The organism is Ruminococcus sp. OM04-4AA, assembly GCF_003462585.1.
In the GTDB taxonomy this organism is placed as follows: Bacteria; Bacillota; Clostridia; order Lachnospirales; family Lachnospiraceae; genus Mediterraneibacter; species Mediterraneibacter faecis.
Map to the genome: position 1 here is coordinate 1 of NZ_QTZH01000043.1, position 21,964 is coordinate 21,964.

Below are 21,964 nucleotides of genomic sequence, written 5' to 3' on the forward strand. Positions count from 1 at the left end.
TGTGACGGAGAAGATGTGAAACTAGAAAAACAAAAAAGTTAGGTACTGTTATTTTGAATTGTGATATATTTGACGAATATGTTAAAAATATATCGTGAAAAGCTGTTGATTTTAGTAAATGTGTCTGATAATATAAAGATATCAAAGAAACTGACCTAAAAAATATTTAGATAGTCAGACGAAAACGGATCACAACCTATCTGTTTAATATAAAAGTCAGAAGGGCATGTGAGCAAGAAAGAGAGGGAAAACAAATGGGATTTCTTACAGGAAAGACAGCAATCATTACGGGAGGAGGACGTGCAGTACTAAGTGATGGCAGCTGTGGATCCATCGGATATGGTATTGCAACAGCTTATGCCAAAGAAGGTGCGAATCTTGTTCTTACAGGAAGAAATGTAAAGAAGCTGGAAGACGCGAAAGAAGAGTTGGAACGTCTCTATGGAGTGAAAGTGCTTGCAGTACAGGCAGATGTCAATGCGGGAGCAGATAACAAGGCAGCAGTTGAGCACGTTGTAAAGCAGGCAGTTGAGGAATTCGGAAGAATTGATGTTCTTATTAATAATGCACAGGCTTCTGCATCAGGAGTAACTCTTGCAGATCATACAACAGAGCAGTTTGATCTTGCGATTTATTCAGGACTTTATGCAACATTTTATTATATGCAGGCATGTTATCCATATTTGAAGGAAACACAGGGATCCGTAATCAACTTTGCATCAGGAGCAGGCCTTTTCGGTAATTACGGACAGTGTGCGTATGCAGCAGCGAAGGAAGGTGTCAGAGGACTGACAAGAGTAGCAGCTACAGAATGGGGAGTAGACGGAATCAATGTGAATATTGTGTGCCCGCTTGCATGGACAGCACAGCTTGAAAACTTCCAGAAAGCATATCCGGATGCATTTAAGGCGAATGTAAAGATGCCGCCGGCAGGACATTACGGAGATGTAGAGAAAGAGATTGGAAGAGCGTGTGTACAGCTGCATCACCGGATTTCAAATATATGAACGGCGAGACAATTACATTAGAAGGCGGAATGGGACTTAGACCTTAATCATTCTTTGGAAAATAAGAATGATATTTTCTATATAGAAGATAGATAAATAGAAGAAAAGTAGATCGGCGATGATAGACGTAGGAATAGTTACGTTTATCATCGCTGTTTTATGTAGCAAAAAACTTTTTGAAAAAAAATACTTGCATATTATACATGAAAGATGTATTATTATGCACATGAAAATGAATAACGTGTATTTTTATACATTCATTTTAAGAAAAGCTTTACATCCCGATTAAAGTGGTATATTATAAGGAGAAATGATTGCGGTAATACGTTACCGTGGTACAGCAAACAAGTAATTCCCGGGAGTATTTCGAGGGAATGAGAAAAGAAAGGACTTGAGAATGATGATTAAGGTCGGAATTATTGGAGCAACCGGTTATGCAGGCGGCGAGCTCGTAAGAATATTGATGGGACATAAAGATGCAGAGATTGTCTGGTACGGATCCAGAAGTTATGTAGATCAGAAATATGCAGATGTATATAGAAACATGTTTCAGATTGTAGATGCAAAATGCATGGATGATAACAAGGATGAGCTTGCCGAACAGATAGATGTGATCTTCACAGCAACCCCGCAGGGACTGTGTGCATCTCTGATCAATGAAGAAATCCTTTCAAAGACAAAGATCATTGATCTCAGTGCAGATTTCCGTCTGAAAGATGTGAAGGTTTACGAAGAGTGGTATAAAATCGAACACAAAGCACCGCAGTATATTGATGAAGCTGTCTATGGATTGTGCGAGATCAACCGAGACAAAGTGAAGGATGCACGTATCGTGGCCAATCCGGGATGTTATACAACATGTTCTATCCTGACAGCATATCCGCTTGCAAAGGAAGGACTGATCGATATGAGCACTCTGATCATCGATGCGAAGTCTGGAACATCAGGTGCAGGAAGAGGAGCAAAGCTTCCGAATCTTTACTGTGAAGTGAATGAAAATATTAAGGCATATGGAGTTGCAACACACCGCCATACACCTGAAATTGAAGAACAGCTTGGATACGCAGCAGGAGAGAAAGTTGTGTTGAACTTCACACCGCATTTAGTTCCGATGAATCGAGGAATTCTTGCTACAGAGTACGCAAAGCTTACGAAAAAAGTTACATATGAAGAAGTAAAAGCAATTTATGATAAATATTATGCAGATGAGAAATTTGTTCGTGTTCTGGAGAAAGATCAGTGTCCGGAGACCAAATGGGTAGAAGGAAGCAACTACGTAGACATTGGATTTAAGATCGATGAGAGAACAGGACGAATCATTATGATGGGAGCCATTGACAACCTTGTAAAAGGTGCCGCAGGACAGGCGGTTCAGAATATGAATCTGCTGTTTGGTCTTCCGGAGAGTGAAGGACTTGAACTCGTTCCGATGTTCCCATAGGTTATATTGATAAAGGTGGTATGTATGATACGTGTAATGACAATAGAGGATTATGATGAAGTATATAAATTATGGAAGAAGATCCGGGGATTCGGAATCCGCAGTATCGATGATTCAAAAGAAGGTGTCGAAAGGTTTCTGCGACGGAATCCGACAACGAGTTTTGTCGCAGTGAAAGAAGGAAAAATCGTCGGAAGTATTCTCTGTGGTCATGATGGAAGACAGGGAAGTCTCTATCATGTATGTGTGGATGAGGCATACCGAAGACATGGAATCGGAAAAGACATGGTCGTGCATACAATGAAAGCACTCCAGGCAGAGAAGATCAATAAGGTTTGTCTGATCGCATTTGCACAGAATAATGTAGGAAATGCATTTTGGAATACAATCGGATGGACGGAACGACTTGATGTGAATTATTATGATTTTATTTTAAATGAAGAAAATATTACAGCATTCAATGAACAATAAGCAGAAAGGAAGCAAGTTATATGAAGATAATCGAAGGCGGAGTTACCGCAGCAAAAGGATTTGAAGCAGCAGCAACAGCAGCAGGAATCAAATACCAGGGACGTACAGATATGGCGATCATTTACAGTGAGAAACCGTGTAAAGTCGCCGGAATATTTACAACGAATGTAGTAAAGGCAGCTCCGGTGAAGTGGGACAGACAGATTGTAGAGAGCAAACAGAAATCACAGGCAGTTATTGTAAACTCTGGAATTGCAAATGCGTGTACCGGAGAGGAAGGTATGAAATACTGTGAAGAGACAGCAAAAGAGGCAGGAAAAGTTCTTGGAATCGATGAGAAAGGTGTTCTTGTAGGTTCTACAGGAGTTATCGGAATGCAGATTCCAATCGATAAGATCAAAGCCGGAATTACAGAACTTGCCAAGGAAAAGAAAGCTGATCTGGCAAGTGGAACAGAAGCTGCGAAAGCAATCATGACAACTGATACGAAGAAAAAAGAAGTTGCGGTTACATTTATGGCAGGAGATACAGAAGTGACGATCGGAGGAATGGCGAAAGGTTCCGGAATGATTCATCCGAACATGTGTACAATGCTTGCATTTATTACAACGGATGCAAAAATTTCCAAAAAAGCACTTCAGGCGGCAATGAGCAGTGATGTTGAGGATACTTATAACATGATCTCTGTTGACGGAGATACTTCAACAAATGATACAGCACTCCTTCTCGCAAATGGAATGGCCGGAAATGAGAAGATCAAAGAAGGCACACCGGCATTCGACGCATTCAAAGAGGCGCTTCATTATGTAAACGAGACACTTGCGAAGGCAATGGCGGGAGACGGAGAAGGTGCAACAGCACTTTTTGAAGTAAAGGTTGTCGGAGCACAGACAAAAGAGCAGGCAAAGGTTCTTGCAAAATCTGTTGTATGCTCGAATCTTACAAAGGCTGCGATCGCAGGACATGATGCGAACTGGGGAAGAATCCTTTGTGCAATGGGATATTCCGGAGCAAAGTTTGATCCGGAGCAGGTAGATCTGTTCTTCGAGAGCAGTGCAGGAAAGCTTCAGATCATTGCTAATGGAACAGCGACAGATTATAGCGAAGAAAAGGCAACAGAGATCCTTTCACAGGAAAAAGTGACAGCGATTGCTGACTTGAAAGCCGGAGATGCAGAAGCTACTGCGTGGGGCTGTGACCTGACACATGGATACATTGATATCAATGCGGATTACAGAAGTTAACCTATAGAGAAATTATTGTTTCTTTAAAGACGCTGAAAAAATAGAAAATACAGAAAAAGGGAGACAGAAAAAATGACAAGCAATATGCAGAAATATCTGGATAAAGCGCAGGTGCTGATCGAGGCACTTCCTTATATCCAGCGCTTTAACCGTAAAATCATCGTAGTAAAATATGGCGGAAGTGCATGGTAGATGAAAGCCTGAAACGCAGAGTGATCGAGGATGTTACACTTCTGAAACTGTGTGGATTCAAACCGATCATCGTGCATGGCGGTGGTAAGGAAATCAGCAAGTGGGTTGGAAAAGTCGGAAAGGAAGCAGAGTTTATCAACGGACTTCGTGTGACAGATGCAGAGACAATGGAGATTGCGGAGATGGTTCTTGGTCGTGTAAATAAGAGTCTTGTACAGCTTGTAGAGAGTCTTGGCGTGCGTGCGATCGGAATCAGTGGAAAGGATGGAAATCTACTCCAGGTTGAGAAGAAGCTTTCAGACGGACAGGATATCGGATTCGTAGGAGATGTCAAGAAAGTAAATGCAGAGATTTTGTATGACCTTTTGGAAAAAGATTTCCTTCCGATCATTTGCCCGGTTGGTATGGATGAGGAATACAATACTTATAATATCAACGCAGATGATGCAGCCTGTGCAATCGCCCGTGCCATGAAGGTTGAGAAGCTTGCGTTCCTGACAGATATTGAAGGTGTTTATAAAGATCCGAAAGATCCATCTACATTGATTTCTGAACTGGAGATCAAAGAAGCCAAGGAATTGATTACAGACGGATATATTGGAGGTGGAATGCTTCCAAAGCTTCAGAATTGTATTGATGCGATTGAAAATGGTGTGTCACGTGTACATATTCTGGACGGAAGAATCCCACATTGCCTGTTGCTTGAAATCTTTACAAACAAAGGAATCGGTACAGCAATTTTAAATCAGAAAGAAAGCAGGTATTATGATGGTGAACAGTAAAATACAGGCGGCAGAAGAGAACCTGATCCATGTATACAATCGATTCCCGATTGCACTGGATCACGGAGAAGGAATGTATCTGTATGATACAGAAGGAAAAGAATATCTTGACTTTGCAGCAGGATTTGCTGTGTCAGGACTTGGATATGATAATAAAGAACTGAATCAGGCATTAAAAGACCAAATTGACAAGTTATACCATACATCAAATCTTTATTTTCACGAGAGCTGTGGAGAGGCAGCAAAAGAACTGAATCGCATTTCCGGAATGGACAGAGTTTTCTTTACAAACAGTGGTGGTGAGGCAAACGAAGGTGCCTTGAAAGCAGCCAGAAGATATGCTTACACAAAGAAGACAGGAAGATATGAATTTATAGCAATGCAGAATTCTTTTCATGGAAGAAGCTTCGGAGCAGTTTCTGTGACAGGACATGATTCTTATCGAGAACCGTTTGAGCCGGTTGTTCCAGGTGTGAGATTTGCAGAGTTTAATGATCTTGACAGTGTGAAAGCACTGGTAAATGATAAGACTTGTGCAATTATTTTGGAACCGCTGCAGGGCGAAGGGGGAATCAATCTTGCAACACAGGAATTTATGGAAGGAATCCGTAAAATCTGTGATGAAAATGGAATCCTGATGATCTGTGATGAAGTGCAGTGTGGAATGGGAAGAACCGGAAATATGTTTGCATGGCAGGGATTTGGTGTAAAACCGGATATTCTGACTATGGCGAAAGCAATCGGAAACGGAATTCCGGTCGGTGCATTTGCAATGACAGAAGAAGTGGCAAAATATTCTCTGCAGCCGGGAGATCACGGCGCAACATACGGTGGAAACCCATTAGCATGTACTGCAGTCAAGAAAGTAATCGAGATCTTTGAACGTGAGGATATTGTGGGGCATGTGAATCAGGTTGCTCCATATCTGACAAAAAAACTGGATGAGCTTGTGGATGAGCTGGACTGTGTTGTCAAAAGAAAAGGAAAAGGTCTGATGCAGGGAATCGAGATTACAAAACCTCTTGCAGAAGTAAATAAAAAGACAATCGAAGAAGGGCTTTTGATCATTCAGGCGCAAGGAAATGTCATCCGTTTTGTTCCACCGCTGATTGTAGAAGAAAAGCATATCGATGAGATGATCGAAAAACTGAAACGTGCACTTGTATAAGAGATCTTATACATAAAAAAGCCGGCATTTGCTTATACTATTTCTATAGGGAGGTATGAGCTTATGGCCGGTTTTTTGATTGCACTGCTATCAGGTGCGCTGATGAGTGTACAGGGAGTGTTCAACACGCAGGTGACAAAGACGACAGGAGTCTGGGTAAGCAATGGGTGGGTACAGCTTTCAGCATTTCTTTTGTGTCTGTTTGTCTGGCTGGCAACAGGAAGAGACTCTGTTACAGCACTTATGGAAGTCCAGCCGCGTTATATGTTGCTGGGAGGTGTGATCGGAGCAGGAATCACATGGACTGTGATTAAAAGTGTGGATGCTCTGGGACCTGCAAGGTCAGCACTTTTCATTGTTGTTTCCCAGCTGGCGGTTGCTTATCTGATCTCATTATCCGGAATGTTCGGAATGGAAAAAGAACCATTTTCATGGAGAAAACTGATTGGATTGCTGATCGCAGCCGGTGGAATTGTTCTTTTCCAATGGGAATAGACAGTTTTACGGGTATTGTAATAAGTCTGTAACAAAGCGTTAAATTGTCTATTGTATTTTTGAGAAAAATTCGTTACAATATTTATGTCCGGTTTTAAGGGGAAGTCTGACTGTCTGAGAACAGTGAGGCAATAGGATGAAGAACGGATGGAAGAAAATATGCAGATGCCGTAAAGGGCAGATGCTAAAAGGAATTGTATTGACTTTAACTTTGGCTTTTTTGACCATGGGATTGTGTGGCTGTGCAGAGAAGCGAGACGCAGCGGAAGAACTTGAAGAGTTCACACTGGAGGGGGAATCTGATGTAGAGAAGAATTCCTCAAATTCCAAAACAGAGTCAGAAAAAGGATCTCAGGGTGGCACAGATGCAGAAGAAGGACTGCCGGAGACGTTATATGTTCATGTATGTGGAGCTGTGAATGCTCCGGGGGTGTACGAACTGAGGACAGATGCACGGATTTACGAAGCATTGGAAGCGGCCGGTGGAATGACAGAAGATGCTGCTGCAGATTGGATCAATCAGGCAGAAGCTTTGAGTGATGGAGAGCGAATCTATGTGCCAACGCAGGAAGAAGCAGAGGAGTCAGCACAATCTGTTTCCGGTCAGTGGGCAGATCCGAATGGAAATGCAGGTGGATCAGTCAGTGATAAAATTAATATAAATACAGCCACAAAAGAAGAATTAATGACCTTGAGTGGAATCGGAGCATCAAAGGCAGAGAGTATTCTGAAGTACAGGCAGGAGCATGGAAACTTTCAGAGTATAGAGGATCTCAAGAAGATCGAGGGAATCAAGGATGGCGTATTTAATAAGATAAAAGACGATATTACGGTATAGGAGCAGGCAGAAGAACGGCCAGAAAGAGGAGTATGAGCAAGAAGATATTAGTTGTTGATGATGAAAAATTAATCGTAAAGGGGATCCGGTTCAGTCTGGAACAGGAAGGAATGGAAGTGGATTGCGCTTATGATGGAGAAGAAGCATTAGAATATGCGAGAAGATGTGAGTATGATCTTGTACTTCTTGATGTCATGCTTCCGAAACTGGATGGTTTCCAGGTATGTCAGCAGATTCGTGAATTTTCAGATATGCCGATTGTTATGTTGACTGCCAAGAGTGAGGATATGGATAAGATCCTTGGTCTGGAATATGGTGCGGATGATTATATCACAAAGCCGTTCAATATTCTTGAAGTGAAGGCAAGAATCAAGGCAATCATGCGCAGAACAGCGAAACGCAAGGAAGAGCCGGCCGGCAGTCCGGTGCTTGTGAAAGGGAATATGAAGATTGATTGCGAAGGACGCCGTGTTTTCATCGGGGAACGTGAGATCAATCTTACAGCGAAGGAATTTGATGTGCTTGAGCTTCTGGCGATGAATCCGAATAAGGTTTACAGCAGAGAGAATCTGCTGAATCTGATCTGGGGATATGATTATCCGGGTGATGCAAGAACTGTAGATGTACATATCCGTCGTTTACGAGAGAAGATAGAACAGAATCCAAGTGAACCAAAATACGTACATACGAAGTGGGGAGTGGGTTATTATTTCCAGGGGTAAGAATACATTTTCATTTAAGAAAAAGATCTTTAACAATCTTAGATTCCGAATTTTTATTATAGTGCTTCTTGCCGGGCTTGTGCCCAGCGTAGTAGCACTATTTGGAATCGTAAAAGTCTATGAGTCACGTGCTGTGTCACTTCGAACAGCAGAAATTCAGAATCAATGTACAATTTTAACGAATCAGATCAGTGCGAGCCACTATTTTGAGGACACTTCACAAGAGGTGGTCAATGACAGTCTGAATCAGCTGACTAACATTTATAACGGAAGAGTTATGGTAATTGATGATCAGCTGAGGGTAGTCAAGGATACTTACAGTCTGGATGAGGGAAAGCTGGATGTATCTGAAAGTGTAGTGCGCTGTATGAAGGGGACGAGCACGAATAATTATGATAAGAAGAATCATTATATCGAGGTGACTGCACCGATTGCAATACCCGGAGAGGATCAGATTCGCGGTGTAATGCTGGCAAGTGTTTCAACTGATAGTATTGAGGATTCTCTGGATGTATTATACACACAGGGAAGCGTGATTATTGGTCTTGTGATGATTTTTCTGACGATTGTTGCAGTGTTTGCAGCAGATCGTGTAGTACGTCCGCTACATCAGATTGCAGCTACGATCGAGAATGTAAGTGCAGGGTATAGCGACGATGTTCTGCATGTGGATACATTTACAGAAACAAAGAGTATCAGCGAAGCGATCAATAAGATGATGGGAAGGCTGAAGCTTTTGGATGATTCCAGGGAAGAATTTGTATCCAATGTATCTCACGAACTGAAGACCCCGATGACATCGATGAAAGTACTGGCGGATTCACTTCTGGAGCAGGAGAATCTTCCGGTTGAGATGTATCAGGAATTCATGGGTGATATCGCAAAAGAGATTGACCGTGAGAATAAGATCATTACAGATCTTTTATCACTTGTGAAGATGGACAAGAAGGGTCAGACGCTGAATATTGAATCCGTTAATATTAATGAACTTCTGGAACAGATTTTGAAGAGATTAAAACCAATTGCAGAGAAAAAGAATGTGGAGATCGTAATGGAGAGTTTTCGGCCGGTCACAGCTGAAATCGATGAGACAAAACTGTCACTTGCGATTTCTAATCTGGTAGAAAATGCAGTAAAGTATAATCATGATAATGGATGGGTTCATGTATCATTGAATGCAGACCACAAATTTTTCTATGTAAAAGTAGAAGATTCAGGAATCGGAATTCCGAAAGAGGATCAGGCGCATGTTTTTGAACGTTTCTTCCGTGTGGATAAATCTCATTCCAGAGAGATCGGAGGAACGGGACTTGGACTTGCAATTGCGCGAAATGCTGTGATTGCACATAGAGGTGCGATTAAAGTATATAGTGAAGAAGGCGAAGGAACAACATTTACTGTGAGAATTCCACTGATCTATACAGCTTCTTAGGAGAAAAGTTATGAAAAAAAGAAAAGGAATCGCAGTGTTGCTTATTCTGATTCTTTCTCTCGCAGTAACTGCGTGTGGGGATCGTTATGGAGTAAAGGAAGGCGAATCTTACATTTACTGTATGAATACAGACAAGACAGGACTTGTAAAGGTTGCAGCTAAGATCAGCGGCAATTCTGCGATAAAAAAGGCGGAATCTGTAATCGATGAGATGAAGAAACCAACGAATGAAATTGAATATACACAGGCAATTCCGGAACAGGTGAAATTGCTCGACTGTGCTTTAAAGGGCAGTATCCTTGAGATTGATTTCAGTGAAGAATATTATGAAGTGAAATCCTTAGATGAGAAACTGATGCGGGCAGCAATTGTGCAGTCACTGCTTCAGATTGATGGAATTGATGCAGTATCTGTCCGTGTGGAAGGGGAACCGCTCAAAGATAATGAGGGAAATGATGTTGGCTTAATGAATGAGGATGACATTGTTGATGCAACAGGATCCTCGTTAAGTTCTTATCAAACGGATACACTGACATTGTATTTTGCAGATCAGAATGGATCCAAACTGGTCAAGCAAGAGGTTGATGTTCATTACAGCAGTAATGTCTTGAAAGAAAAGCTGATTGTAGAAAAGCTGATGCAAGGTCCATCTGAGGAGGGGGCATATCCAACGATCAATCCGGCGGCTAATCTGTTGAGTGTAACGACAAAGGATGGAATCTGTTATGTGAATTTTGACAGCACATTTCTGATCAGTGCGTATGATGTACTGCCTGAGATCACGATTTATTCTATTGTGGATTCTCTTGTAGAGGGAGCAGGAGTAAGGCAGGTACAGATTACGATCAATGGTGAATCGAATGCAAAATACATGGAGAAGGTGGACTTGTCACAGCCATTGAATGAAGAGCAGGACTGGATAGCAGCAGATAACAAAGAATGAGAAAACGCCCGCTCTGTATGGTATGTCTTATACTGCTTGCCATACAGCTTGTAAGAGTGAGTTTTTTACAGAATACAAAAGATCAGAAACCGTCCCTTGCAGAAACATTGATTTCAGATGAGAAAGATGTGATTTGCGAGGGCACGGTTTATAAAATTGAAAATAAATCACAATCAACTGCAATTTATCTGAAAGATGCGGTTGTTTCTTGTACAGATCAAAAGAGTAAGAATCAGATAATCAAAGAAAAGAAAATCCTTGTAACAATAAAAAATAATAAATCCGGTAAAAAAAACAGAATGAAAATAGGACAGAAGCTGAATGTGTGGGGGACAAAACAGTCGTTTCATCCGCCAAGGAATCCGGGTAATTTTAACCAAAAAAGTTATTATCAAAAACAGGGAATCCATGTTGGGGTTTTAACAAAGGCAGAACAGGTTGAGATAGTTTTGTCTGAAAAAGACAAGAACTGGATTGTATCACGATGGAATAGCATACGGAATCAGCTAGACCGGCTGAAAAATTACTGGAACTGGAAGATTGTAAGCCAGATGGGAAAAACACATGGCGCGATGCTTTCTGCAATCTTGTTGGGAGAAAAAAGCGGACTTGATCCGGAGATGAAAAAATTGTATCAGAAGAACGGATTAGGACATCTGCTTGCAATTTCAGGATTACACATGTCACTGATCGGAATGTCTGTTTACCGGTTATTAAGAAGAATGGGAAATTCATTTCTGTTTTCCGGAATTGCCGGAGGAGGGATCCTGTTTTTCTATCTGGTTATGACAGGGCCACAGGTATCCAGTCTTCGTGCACTTCTTATGTTTTTTATCCGCATGGGCGCAGAAATTACCGGGAGAGATGTGGATCAGCCAACAAGCCTGGCGGTTACAGCAGCTATCTTAAGCATATATCAACCGCTGTATCTGCTAGATGCAGCATTTTTGCTTTCATTTGGTGCAATTCTTGGGATTCTATTATTGTATCCAATTTTTGAACAGAAAACACGTTTGAAAGCATGGGAAGGATTTAAGATTAGTTTAGCTGTTAATGGAATGCTTCTGGGAATCATGCTGTATTATTATTTTGAGGTGCCGCCGTATGCACTCGTTTTGAATGTTATTTTAATTCCGTTGTTTCCATTTGTGATGTTGACCGGTATAGGTGGACTTTTATTTTCAGAATTATCGGGAACCGTAGGAAAAATTGGATTCAGAAGCTGTGATCGCCTGTTGTCCTTCTATGATAAATTATGTGAGCTGACATCAGCGCTTCCGGGCAGCAGGATTGTGACCGGACAGCCAAAGTTATGGTGGGTGCTTATTTACTATGGTGTGCTGTTCTTTTTGTGCTTCCTGTTTTATGCAATGAAAAATAAGACAGATAACCGAAGAAAACAGGCGGGATTTTCACTTCTTGTTTGTATTGTCATAGCAGGATCGATCTGCGGATGCGGAATACTCAATAATGATTCAAAAAACCTTCAGGTGACTGTTCTGGATGTTGGACAGGGGGACTGTATTTTTATAAGAGACAGGGAAGGAAAGAAAATGCTGGTGGATGGAGGGAGCAGTGATCTGTCTTCTGTCGGTACTTACCGGATAGAGCCGTTTCTATTATCGCAGGGGGTCAGAAAACTGGAGTATGTTTTTGTGACACATGGTGATGCGGATCACATCAATGGAATTCAGGAACTTCTGCAAAATCAGAAACAGGGAGTGGAAATCGATGCGCTTGTTCTGCCGCCGGAAGAATATATGGATGAGAAATTACTCCATCTTGCAGAAATGGCGAAAGAAAACGGGACGAGAGTGCTGACAATTTATTCAGGAGAAGAAGTCGGAACATATTTAAAATGCATAGCTCCGTTGGCAACGAGAAAAAATGAGCGTACACGTGGCAGAATGGAGGCGGTACCTCGTCTGGAAGCGGGAAATGAAGCATCTGTTGTACTTGAATTGAAGGATGGGGCATTTCAAATGCTTCTGACAGGAGATCTGGAAGGAAGAGGAGAGGAACAGCTGGTGGAAAGCGGAACGTTGGAAAGCTGTCCAATCTTAAAAGCAGGACATCATGGGTCGAAGAATTCAGGGAGTGAAGACTTCCTTCAGATTGTGAAACCCAGATTAACATTGATCTCAGCGGGGATAGAGAACCGCTATGGACATCCACATGCGGAGACGCTGGAACGCCTGAGGGAAATCGGAAGTGAAGTATTGTCCACGCAGGAATGTGGCGCAATTACACTAAAGAGTGATGGACGAAAAATAAAGGTTCACAAGTATTTATAAAATTATGGAAATAGGAACAGGCGAATAGGAACAGGTGATAAAAAGGCTCTTGTCAAAGTGTTGGTTATTCATTTATAATAGAATAGTTATGAAGACCTTAAATGAAGATTTAAAATCAGGACAATTTAAGCAGGTATATCTTCTCTGTGGAGAAGAAGGATATCTGAAGAAACAGTATAAGAACCGTTTTGTGAAGGCAATGCTTCCGGAAGGTGATACGATGAACTATTCGTATTATGAAGGGAAGAATACGCCAGTGAAAGAAGCAATCGATCTTGCAGAGACCTTACCTTTCTTTGCAGAGCGCAGACTGATCGTATTTGAGAATACGGGATTTTTTAAAACTGCGGCAGGGGCAGATCTGGCGGATTATATTAAGGACATGCCAGAGACAACCTGTTTTATCTTTGTGGAAGAAGAGATTGATAAGAGAAATAAGCTCTATAAAGCAGTGAAAGCAAAAGGATATATTGCAGAGCTGTCCACGCAGGATGCAGGAACACTGAAACGCTGGGTTGCAGGTCTGGTCCGAAAAGAGCAGAAGCAGATTTCGGAGTCTGTGATCGTGTATTTTCTGGATAAAGTTGGAACAGATATGGAAAATATCCAGGGAGAGCTGGAAAAAGTATTCTGTTATGCACTGGAGCGGGATACAATCACGAAGGAAGATATTGATGCCGTCTGTGTGACGCAGATCACGAATCATATTTTCGAGATGGTAGATGCGGTTGCAGCCGGAAATCAGCAGAAAGCACTGGATCTGTATTATGAACTGCTGGCTTTAAAAGAACCGCCGATGCGTATTCTTTTTCTGCTGGTACGTCAGTACAGGATACTTTTCCATGTCAAGGCACTTGCAAACCAGGGATATGGAAGAAAAGAGATTGCGTCTAAAGCAGGATTACATCCATTTGTGGCAGGAAAGAACATGGAACAGGCGAAGCGGTTTAAGATGGGACAGCTGCGCCGTGTGATGGAAGAAGGGGCACAGTTGGAGCAGGATGTAAAGACAGGATTGCTGACAGACAATCTTGCGGTAGAACTTTTTATTGTAAAACAGTCAGAAAGATAGATGGAGGTAAGAAGTATTGTCAACAATTGATCAGAGTCATATTAGAAATTTTTGTATTATAGCACATATCGATCACGGTAAGTCTACACTGGCGGATCGTATCATTGAGCAGACAGGACTTTTGACTAGCAGAGAAATGCAGTCACAGGTTCTCGATAACATGGATCTGGAGAGAGAGCGTGGAATCACAATCAAAGCACAGGCAGTCCGTACGGTATATCAGGCAGATGACGGAGAAGAGTATATTTTCAACTTGATTGATACACCTGGACACGTCGATTTCAACTATGAGGTATCCCGAAGCCTGGCGGCCTGCGACGGAGCGATTCTTGTTGTTGATGCGGCACAGGGAGTTGAGGCACAGACACTTGCAAATGTATATCTGGCACTCGATCATGATCTGGATGTTATGCCGGTTATCAACAAGATTGATCTACCAAGCGCAGAGCCGGAGCGTGTAAAAGAAGAGATAGAAGATGTGATCGGAATCGATGCGGAGAATGCACCACTGATTTCTGCTAAGACAGGACTGAATGTACATGAAGTTCTCGAGCAGATTGTACAGCAGATTCCGTCACCGGTCGGAGATCCGGATGCACCGCTTCAGGCACTGATCTTTGATTCCAAGTACGATTCTTACAAGGGAGTTATTGTATTCTGCCGTATCAAGGAAGGTACGGTCAAAAAAGGTACACCGATGCTTATGATGGCAACGGGTGCGAAAGCAGAAGTTGTAGAAGTTGGAACTTTTGGAGCGGGACAGTTCATTCCATGTGACGCACTCGAAGCGGGAATGGTAGGATATATCACAGCCAGCCTTAAGAATGTAAAGGATACCCGTGTCGGAGATACGATCACGAATGCAGAGAATCCTTGTGCAGAACCACTTCCGGGATATAAGAAAGTAAATCCGATGGTATATTGCGGACTCTATCCGGCAGACGGAGCAAAGTATCCGGACTTGAGAGATGCACTTGAGAAGTTGCAGCTTAATGATGCGGCGCTTCAGTTTGAGGCAGAGACATCGGTAGCACTTGGATTCGGATTCCGTTGTGGATTCTTAGGACTCCTTCATCTGGAGATCATTCAGGAACGTCTGGAAAGAGAGTACAACCTTGATCTTGTTACAACAGCACCGAGTGTTATTTACAAGATCCATAAGACAAACGGTGATGTGATCGATCTGACAAACCCGACAAACATGCCGGATCCTGCAGAGATTGAATATATGGAAGAGCCTATGGTAAAGGCTGAGATCATGGTAACATCCGAGTACATCGGAGCAATCATGGATCTGTGTCAGGAACGCCGTGGAATCTATCAGGGAATGGAATATATCGAAGAGACAAGAGCCGTGTTGACATATCATCTGCCACTCAATGAGATTATTTACGATTTCTTTGATGCATTGAAATCAAGATCCAGAGGATACGCATCTTTTGATTATGAGATGCTTGGTTATGTACGTTCCGAGCTTGTCAAACTTGACATTCTGATCAATAAAGAAGAAGTGGATGCTCTTTCATTTATTGTATTCGAGGGAAGTGCTTATGAACGTGGAAGAAAGATGTGTGAGAAGCTGAAAGAAGAGATTCCGAGACAGCTTTTCGAGATTCCGATCCAGGCAGCAGTCGGAAGTAAGATCATTGCGAGAGAGACAGTTAAGGCAATGCGTAAGGATGTTCTTGCGAAATGTTACGGCGGTGACATTTCACGTAAGAAGAAACTGCTTGAAAAGCAGAAAGAAGGAAAGAAGAGAATGCGTCAGGTTGGAAACGTAGAGATTCCACAGAGTGCATTCATGAGTGTCCTGAAGCTGGATGAGAACTAGATAAAAGAAGGAAGGGGAAGATACTGTTTTTGTCAGACAGTATCTTTCTGTATTTAAAGATGAAAAAGAGAAATTTAGAATTATATCTCCATATTCCATTTTGCGTAAAAAAATGTAATTATTGTGATTTTTTCTCAGCAAGTGGAACACCGAAAGAACAGGCGGATTATGTCAGTGCTATGATTCAGGAGATTCAGAGTTATCAAGAATTGTCTGGAGAGTATGAAGTTCAGACAATTTTCCTGGGAGGAGGAACACCGTCTCTGCTGACTCCGGAACAGATAGAACAAATTTTTGATGCGATTTATCATATATTTTCAGTAAATGAGAATGCAGAGATCACAATGGAAATGAATCCGGGAACCGTTGATATTGAAAAGCTTTGTGCTATGAAAGCAGCAGGCGTAAACAGACTGAGTATCGGACTTCAGTCTGCACAGAACGAAGAACTGAAGATGCTTGGAAGGATTCATACCTATGAGGAATTCCTTGAGACATGGAGACTGACAGAACAGGCAGGTTTCAAAAACAGAAATATCGATCTTATGTCTGCGCTTCCGGGACAGACGATGGAAAGCTATGAAGATACACTTTCAAAAGTTCTGGCACTTGAGCCGGAACATATATCCGCATATAGTTTGATATTGGAAGAAGGAACAGTATTCTACGACTGGTATGAAAAAGGGAAATTAGACCGCGGTGCATGGAAACTTCCGTCAGAGGAAGAAGAGTATGCGATGGGAGAATTGACAATACAAAGACTTGCAGAAGCAGGAATGCATCGATATGAGATATCCAATTATGCAAAGTCGGGAAAAGAATGCAGGCATAATCTCGGCTACTGGGACAGAGTGGAGTACCTTGGGATTGGGGCAGGTTCCTCATCGCTGATCAAAGGGGAACGGTTTGACCATATCCGTGATCGGAAAGCATATATTGAAAAGATTAGAAACGGCGAGTCGATTCTTATTGACAGAGAAATCCTTTCTGTGGAATCACAGATGGAAGAATTCATGTATCTGGGACTTCGCAAAATAGAGGGAGTTTCGAGAACAGATTTCCAGAATTATTTTGGAAAGAATGTGGATGATGTCTATGGGGAAATTCTTGATAAATTAGAAGAAGAACAATTGCTGGAATTTAGTGGGAATCGAATCCGACTGACGCATCGGGGGATGGATGTCAGCAACTGTGTGCTGGCGGAGTTCTTATTTTAAAGGCAAAAAACTAAAATTGTGCAAATTCCACCAAAAACAGTCATGAATTTTGTTGATTAGTTTGATTGACTATGAACGAATTTGAACGTATAATACAAACATAAAGAAAAACAAGCAGTCATAAATGAAAGCAGCTTATCGAGACTGACCGAGTTTGACTGAATAAAGCTTACAAATAAACTGTGGCAGCAGTTTGAAGTGACTGGAGTGAGAGAAGGAGGAGTAAAATGATTTACACAGTAACATTTAATCCGTCATTGGATTACATTGTCTCTGTTGAGGACTTTAAGCTTGGACTTACGAATCGAACGAGTTCGGAGCTGATCCTTCCTGGTGGAAAGGGCATCAATGTTTCTACAGTGCTTGGTAATCTTGGCATCGAGAATACTGCACTTGGATTTTTAGCCGGATTTACCGGAAAAGAGATTGAAAGAAGACTCAAAGAGATGGGAGTTGCATCTGATTTTATTGAGATCAATGAAGGTGTATCTCGAATCAACCTGAAGTTAAAATCTATCGATGGAACAGAGATTAACGGAAGCGGTCCGGTGATCTCAGCGGAAGATGTAGAGAAGCTGATGGAGAAGCTTGACAAACTTGGAGAAGGTGATGTCTTATTCCTGGCAGGAAGTATTCCATCATCTATGCCGGATGATATGTACCAGAAGATTATGGCGAAGCTTGACGGTAAAGGCGTCATGATCGTTGTAGACGCAACGAGAGATCTTCTGTTGAACGTTCTTGAATATCATCCATTTTTAATCAAACCGAACAACCACGAACTTGGAGAGATTTTTGATGTGGAGCTTCTGACAAGAGAATCTGTTGTACCATATGCAAAGAAACTGCAGGAAAAAGGAGCAAGAAATGTTCTTGTATCCATGGCAGGAGAAGGTGCAGTCCTTGTAGCAGAAGATGGAAGTGTTTATGACACTCCGGCGCCGAAAGGGGAATTAAAAAACGGTGTTGGAGCAGGAGACTCTATGGTAGCCGGATTTATGGCAGGCTGGATGGAGAAACATGAATACAGACATGCATTCCATATGGGAGTTGCATCAGGAAGTGCAAGTGCATTTTCAGAGAATCTGGCAACAAAAGAGGAGATTGCCGGAGTATATCAACAGGTTGTAAAGGAGGAGCGATAGGATGAGAATTACAGATTTGCTCGATAAAAGAAGCATTGCCTTTGACAAGAATCCGGCGAATAAGCAGGAAACTTTGGATATGGCCGTGGATTTGATGTGTGCAAGTGGTAAGATCAATGACACGGAAGCCTACAGAAAACAGGTTTACTTAAGAGAAGAGGAAAGTACAACAGGAATTGGTGAGGGAATTGCCATTCCGCATGGAAAAGGTGATTGCGTAAGCAAGCCGGGACTTGCAGCAATGGTCATTAAAAATGGTGTTGATTTCGATTCTCTGGATGGAGAACCGGTAACACTGCTATTCCTGATCGCAGCACCAAATACAGAGGATAACGTTCATCTGGAAGTACTTAGTAAATTATCAATGATGCTGATGGATGAGCAGTTTACAGAAGCTCTGAGAAATGCAACATCTGCGGAGGAATTCCTTTCTATTATTGATAAAGCAGATGATGAGAGAGCTGACATTGATGAGCAACTGGCAGATACAGGAAATGCAGAGAGCGATTTTAAGATCCTTGCAGTAACAGCATGTCCGACAGGTATCGCACATACATATATGGCAGCGGAAGGAATCGAGAAAGCAGCAAAAGCTGCCGACTGTTTCGTAAAAATCGAGACAAGAGGAAGCGGCGGAGCGAAAAATGTGCTGACAGACCAGGAAATTGCTGATGCGGATTGTATTATCGTTGCAGCAGACACACAGGTTCCGATGGATCGTTTTGACGGAAAGAAAGTAATCATCTGTCAGGTGTCAGACGGAATCAGCAAGGCAGATGAGCTGGTGGCACAGGCAAAATCAGGAAATGTTCCGGTTTTCCATGGAAATAATCCGGCAGCAGCCTCTTCTTCTACAGGAAAGAAAAGCGGCGGTGTCGGACATCAGATCTACATGCAGCTGATGAACGGTGTTTCTCATATGCTTCCACTCGTTGTTGGTGGTGGTATACTGATTGCAATCGCATTTTTGATCGACGGAATATGTGTAGATCTGAATGCACTTCCGGCTGATCAGAGAGCAAACTTTGGTATGATCACTCCGGTAGCAGCAGTATTTAAACAAATCGGTGGAACTGCATTTGGATTCATGCTTCCGGTGCTTGCAGGATTTATCGCAATGGCAATCGGTGACCGACCGGCGCTTGCAGTTGGTCTTGTAGGCGGTATGATGGCAGCAAGCGGAAAATCCGGATTCCTCGGAGCTCTTGTAGCCGGATTCCTTGCAGGATATATCATTGTACTTCTTCGTAAAGTATGCGATAAGCTTCCGGATGCACTGGAAAAAATCGCGCCGGTACTTATTTATCCATTGATCGGAGTTCTTCTGATCGGACTTGCTATGATGTTTGTAATCGAGCCAATCATGGGTGGAATCAACACAGGCCTGAATAATGCATTGACAGGCATGGGAGATTCAAGTAAAGTAGTATTAGGACTGGTTCTTGGAGGAATGATGTCCATCGATATGGGTGGTCCGTTCAACAAGGCAGCTTATGTATTCGGTACAGCATCAATCGCAGCTGGTAATTATGATATTATGGCAGCAGTTATGGTTGCAGGAATGGTTTCGCCATGTGCCATCGCCCTTTCCACACTGTTGTTTAAGGATAAGTTTACAAAAGAAGAAAGAGATGCAGGCCCGACAAACTTTATCATGGGTCTTGCATTTATCACAGAAGGAGCAATTCCATTTGCAGCATCTGATCCGCTGCATGTACTACCATCTTGTATCATCGGTTCAGCAATTGCCGGTGGAATGTCAATGTTGTTTGGATGTACACTGATGGCACCACATGGTGGAATCTTCGTATTCCCGGTTGTTGGAAATGCAGTAATGTATCTTGTTTCCCTCGTAGTAGGAACAGTCATCTCCGCAGTACTGCTTGGACTCCTTAAGAAGAAAGTTGCATAAAGCAATAATCATTTGGATGAAATGCCGAATAAAATAATCTGTCAAAACCAATAAAAGAAATATAAGAATCAGGACCTGAAGTTGTGGATCTGGAAGCGGATGCTTGAGATTCATGGCTTCAGGTTCTTTTTTAAAAGGAGATATTAAAAATGCTTACAGAACAAAGATATCAGATTATATTGGATTTGCTGAAAGAGAAGAAAAGTGTCACAGCGACAGAATTGAAAGAAATCTTAGATACATCAGAGTCTACGGTAAGAAGAGATATTACTGCACTTCATAAAGCCGGAAAGCTTATCAAGGTATTTGGCGGAGCGGTTGCGCTAGAAGATGAAGGCACTGTCTCTGCTTATGAACCGACAGTTGAGCAGAAGAGCGAACTCTATGTGAAAGAGAAAAGAAAAATCGCTCAATATGCGGCAGAACTGATCGAGGAGGAAGACTTTATTTATCTCGATGCAGGAACAACGACAGGTTATATGATTGATGTTCTTGGATATACCAATGCAGTTTTTGTGACAAATGCTGTTTCACATGCACAGAGGCTGGCAGCTAAGGGAATCAAAGTGTTTCTGATTGGCGGAGAACTCAAGAGTTCTACAGAAGCAGTGATCGGTGCTCAGGCAATGAAGAATCTGCAGGAGTATCATTTTACGAAAGGCTTCTTTGGAGCAAATGGAATCACAAAAGCAGAAGGATTCACAACACCAGATGCGAATGAAGCCCTGGTGAAACAAACAGCGATTGAGAGATGTAAGAATCGATATATTCTTGCAGATCATTCGAAATTCGGATGTATCAGTTCTGTGACATTTTCTGCTTTTGTGAATGCAAAGATTCTGACAGATGGCTGCCCGGCAGAGTATCAGGAGCTGGATTGTGTGATAGGGGTGGAAGAAAGAAATTTGATTTAACTTTGTTTCTTAGCGTGCTTGTTAGTTGTATAGATAACAAGCACGCTTTTTCAATTGTCCGGATACGGACAGTTTATGTTGTCAACATCCTTCTTGCCTCTTCACGGATGTATTACAGCTACAGACAGTGTTCTCCAGAAAATGTTAGAAGTAGGAACAAAAGCACCAGATTTTGAATTACCGGATCAGAATGGAGAATTACATAAATTAAGCGAATATCTTGGAAAGAAAGTAAAAAAGAAAAACTACGGAAAAGTATCCATGGGTGTGGTCAGAACAACATATTTTATTGACGAACATGGAATAATAGTAAAAGCTAATGATAAAGTAAAAGCAGCGGATGATCCTGGAAAAATGCTGCAGGAATTAAGCAGATGAAAAACAAAAGGAAGGAATGGTTGCATGAATAAGAAAAAATCAAATTCCAAAAAGGCAGTTATGATAGGCTGCGGATTCGTAGGCTCAGCATCTGTATTTGCGCTTATGCAGAGTGGATTATTTACTGAAATTGCGTTAATAGATGCGGATAAGAATAAGGCAGAGGGAGAGGCTATGGATATCAGTCATGGAATACCGTTTGCCAGCCCTATGAGGATATATGTCGGTGACTATGATGATGTGGCAGATGCTACGATTGTTATTATATCAGCAGGCACAGGGCAAAAGCCTGGAGAAACAAGACTTGATCTGGTAAATAAGAATGTGGCAATATTTAAGTCCATTATTCCGGAAATCGCCAAAAGAGATTTTGGAGGAATCCTTCTGGTTGTAGCAAATCCTGTGGATATTCTGACACAGGTTGCAATCAAACTGTCAGGACTTCCGGAGGAGAGAGTTATCGGCT

18 protein-coding genes and 2 pseudogenes are annotated in these 21,964 nt (G+C 42.0%); all 20 read left to right on the forward strand.

Annotated features, from left to right (window positions below; all coding sequences use genetic code 11):
• The first annotated feature begins 254 nt into the window (after window positions 1-254).
• Window positions 255-1,054 (forward strand): annotated as a pseudogene (locus DXB52_RS11560) (SDR family NAD(P)-dependent oxidoreductase).
• Between the two features lie 353 nt (window positions 1,055-1,407).
• Window positions 1,408-2,448, forward strand: coding sequence for an N-acetyl-gamma-glutamyl-phosphate reductase (gene argC / locus DXB52_RS11565; RefSeq protein WP_118107425.1), 1,041 nt, complete (start codon window positions 1,408-1,410; stop codon window positions 2,446-2,448).
• Between the two features lie 24 nt (window positions 2,449-2,472).
• Window positions 2,473-2,919, forward strand: a complete 447-nt coding sequence (locus DXB52_RS11570) for a GNAT family N-acetyltransferase (RefSeq protein ID WP_015529680.1) — start codon at window positions 2,473-2,475, stop codon at window positions 2,917-2,919.
• 20 nt (window positions 2,920-2,939) lie between these two features.
• On the forward strand, window positions 2,940-4,163 hold the full coding sequence (argJ, locus tag DXB52_RS11575) for a bifunctional glutamate N-acetyltransferase/amino-acid acetyltransferase ArgJ (RefSeq protein ID WP_118107416.1): 1,224 nt from the start codon (window positions 2,940-2,942) through the stop codon (window positions 4,161-4,163).
• A gap of 72 nt (window positions 4,164-4,235) precedes the next feature.
• Window positions 4,236-5,137 (forward strand): annotated as a pseudogene (argB, locus tag DXB52_RS11580) (acetylglutamate kinase).
• Window positions 5,121-6,305 carry an aspartate aminotransferase family protein gene (locus DXB52_RS11585; protein ID WP_330581147.1) on the forward strand — a complete coding sequence of 395 codons (1,185 nt, stop codon included), beginning with the start codon at window positions 5,121-5,123 and terminating at the stop codon, window positions 6,303-6,305. The pseudogene argB and the gene DXB52_RS11585 overlap by 17 nt, the downstream one beginning before the upstream one ends.
• A gap of 63 nt (window positions 6,306-6,368) precedes the next feature.
• The gene (locus DXB52_RS11590) at window positions 6,369-6,800 is read left to right on the forward strand and encodes a DMT family transporter (protein WP_117834957.1); all 432 of its coding nucleotides are present in this window, start codon (window positions 6,369-6,371) and stop codon (window positions 6,798-6,800) included.
• A 136-nt stretch (window positions 6,801-6,936) separates the two neighbouring features.
• On the forward strand, window positions 6,937-7,638 hold the full coding sequence (locus DXB52_RS11595) for a helix-hairpin-helix domain-containing protein (protein ID WP_270371203.1): 702 nt from the start codon (window positions 6,937-6,939) through the stop codon (window positions 7,636-7,638).
• 32 nt (window positions 7,639-7,670) lie between these two features.
• Entirely contained in the window at window positions 7,671-8,360 is a 690-nt protein-coding gene (locus DXB52_RS11600) for a response regulator transcription factor (protein WP_015529686.1), read from the forward strand.
• A 133-nt stretch (window positions 8,361-8,493) separates the two neighbouring features.
• Window positions 8,494-9,792: an ATP-binding protein gene (locus DXB52_RS11605; protein WP_330619367.1), complete on the forward strand. Its 1,299-nt coding sequence runs from the start codon at window positions 8,494-8,496 to the stop codon at window positions 9,790-9,792.
• Between the two features lie 10 nt (window positions 9,793-9,802).
• Complete coding sequence (locus DXB52_RS11610; RefSeq protein WP_117861584.1) at window positions 9,803-10,735, forward strand: GerMN domain-containing protein; 933 nt, start codon at window positions 9,803-9,805, stop codon at window positions 10,733-10,735.
• On the forward strand, window positions 10,732-13,029 hold the full coding sequence (locus DXB52_RS11615) for a DNA internalization-related competence protein ComEC/Rec2 (protein ID WP_270371207.1): 2,298 nt from the start codon (window positions 10,732-10,734) through the stop codon (window positions 13,027-13,029). The genes DXB52_RS11610 and DXB52_RS11615 overlap by 4 nt, the downstream gene beginning before the upstream one ends.
• A gap of 88 nt (window positions 13,030-13,117) precedes the next feature.
• Window positions 13,118-14,101 carry a DNA polymerase III subunit delta gene (holA, locus tag DXB52_RS11620; RefSeq protein WP_118107418.1) on the forward strand — a complete coding sequence of 328 codons (984 nt, stop codon included), beginning with the start codon at window positions 13,118-13,120 and terminating at the stop codon, window positions 14,099-14,101.
• 16 nt (window positions 14,102-14,117) lie between these two features.
• On the forward strand, window positions 14,118-15,932 hold the full coding sequence (gene lepA / locus DXB52_RS11625) for a translation elongation factor 4 (RefSeq protein ID WP_020435708.1): 1,815 nt from the start codon (window positions 14,118-14,120) through the stop codon (window positions 15,930-15,932).
• 59 nt (window positions 15,933-15,991) lie between these two features.
• Entirely contained in the window at window positions 15,992-17,149 is a 1,158-nt protein-coding gene (gene hemW, locus DXB52_RS11630) for a radical SAM family heme chaperone HemW (RefSeq protein ID WP_118107431.1), read from the forward strand.
• 227 nt (window positions 17,150-17,376) lie between these two features.
• A complete protein-coding gene (gene pfkB / locus DXB52_RS11635) occupies window positions 17,377-18,294 on the forward strand; it encodes a 1-phosphofructokinase (protein WP_117827294.1) in 918 nt (305 codons plus the stop codon).
• 1 nt (window position 18,295) lies between these two features.
• Window positions 18,296-20,206, forward strand: a complete 1,911-nt coding sequence (locus DXB52_RS11640; protein ID WP_118107421.1) for a PTS fructose transporter subunit IIABC — start codon at window positions 18,296-18,298, stop codon at window positions 20,204-20,206.
• A 149-nt stretch (window positions 20,207-20,355) separates the two neighbouring features.
• Window positions 20,356-21,120: a DeoR/GlpR family DNA-binding transcription regulator gene (locus DXB52_RS11645; protein WP_118107423.1), complete on the forward strand. Its 765-nt coding sequence runs from the start codon at window positions 20,356-20,358 to the stop codon at window positions 21,118-21,120.
• Window positions 21,121-21,261: 141 nt separating this feature from the next.
• Window positions 21,262-21,498, forward strand: coding sequence for a thioredoxin domain-containing protein (locus DXB52_RS11650; RefSeq protein ID WP_117569448.1), 237 nt, complete (start codon window positions 21,262-21,264; stop codon window positions 21,496-21,498).
• Window positions 21,499-21,522: 24 nt separating this feature from the next.
• On the forward strand, window positions 21,523-21,964 hold a 442-nt coding region (locus DXB52_RS11655), incomplete at its 3' end, for a lactate/malate family dehydrogenase (RefSeq protein ID WP_472520117.1).

Excerpts from the sequence above, each read along its gene's own strand:
- DXB52_RS11640 (WP_118107421.1), top strand. The coding sequence starts at position 18,296 with ATGAGAATTACAGATTTGCTCGATAAAAGAAGCATTGCCTTTGACAAG.
- holA (WP_118107418.1), top strand. The coding sequence starts at position 13,118 with ATGAAGACCTTAAATGAAGATTTAAAATCAGGACAATTTAAGCAGGTA.
- hemW (WP_118107431.1), top strand. The coding sequence starts at position 15,992 with ATGAAAAAGAGAAATTTAGAATTATATCTCCATATTCCATTTTGCGTA.
- DXB52_RS11600 (WP_015529686.1), top strand. The coding sequence starts at position 7,671 with ATGAGCAAGAAGATATTAGTTGTTGATGATGAAAAATTAATCGTAAAG.
- DXB52_RS11645 (WP_118107423.1), top strand. The coding sequence starts at position 20,356 with ATGCTTACAGAACAAAGATATCAGATTATATTGGATTTGCTGAAAGAG.
- DXB52_RS11585 (WP_330581147.1), top strand. The coding sequence starts at position 5,121 with ATGATGGTGAACAGTAAAATACAGGCGGCAGAAGAGAACCTGATCCAT.
- DXB52_RS11650 (WP_117569448.1), top strand. The coding sequence starts at position 21,262 with ATGTTAGAAGTAGGAACAAAAGCACCAGATTTTGAATTACCGGATCAG.
- argJ (WP_118107416.1), top strand. The coding sequence starts at position 2,940 with ATGAAGATAATCGAAGGCGGAGTTACCGCAGCAAAAGGATTTGAAGCA.
- DXB52_RS11595 (WP_270371203.1), top strand. The coding sequence starts at position 6,937 with ATGAAGAACGGATGGAAGAAAATATGCAGATGCCGTAAAGGGCAGATG.
- DXB52_RS11590 (WP_117834957.1), top strand. The coding sequence starts at position 6,369 with ATGGCCGGTTTTTTGATTGCACTGCTATCAGGTGCGCTGATGAGTGTA.
- DXB52_RS11570 (WP_015529680.1), top strand. The coding sequence starts at position 2,473 with ATGATACGTGTAATGACAATAGAGGATTATGATGAAGTATATAAATTA.
- argC (WP_118107425.1), top strand. The coding sequence starts at position 1,408 with ATGATTAAGGTCGGAATTATTGGAGCAACCGGTTATGCAGGCGGCGAG.
- pfkB (WP_117827294.1), top strand. The coding sequence starts at position 17,377 with ATGATTTACACAGTAACATTTAATCCGTCATTGGATTACATTGTCTCT.
- DXB52_RS11610 (WP_117861584.1), top strand. The coding sequence starts at position 9,803 with ATGAAAAAAAGAAAAGGAATCGCAGTGTTGCTTATTCTGATTCTTTCT.
- DXB52_RS11615 (WP_270371207.1), top strand. The coding sequence starts at position 10,732 with ATGAGAAAACGCCCGCTCTGTATGGTATGTCTTATACTGCTTGCCATA.